Source organism: Microbulbifer flavimaris (assembly GCF_001641755.2).
Classification (GTDB): Bacteria; Pseudomonadota; Gammaproteobacteria; order Pseudomonadales; family Cellvibrionaceae; genus Microbulbifer; species Microbulbifer flavimaris.
In genome coordinates, this window is record NZ_LRFG02000029.1 from 1 (window position 1) to 250 (window position 250).

Below are 250 nucleotides of genomic sequence, written 5' to 3' on the forward strand. Positions count from 1 at the left end.
AAGCAGAAGAGCGCATACGAGGTCAAGTTGGCGGAAAATGCCTTGAAAACCAGTGAAGATCGCTTGAGTCGTAGCCAGAGCTTTGCCAATATCGGCACTTGGGATTGGAATATTCAAACCGGCGAAGTGTATTGGTCTGACCGAATTGCGCCTTTGTTCGGCGGTGAACGTCAGGAAATGGAATCCACATTCGATAATTTTGTCGATTACCTGCATCCCGACGACCGACAAACGGTCTTGGATGCCATTA

General features: G+C 48.4%; 1 protein-coding gene. It reads left to right on the forward strand.

Features of this window, described 5'->3' with window-relative positions:
- Nucleotides 1–42: 42 nt before the first annotated feature.
- Nucleotides 43–250, forward strand: a 208-nt coding sequence (locus AWR36_RS16015) for a PAS domain-containing protein (protein WP_176491164.1), incomplete at its 3' end; no start/stop codon positions are given.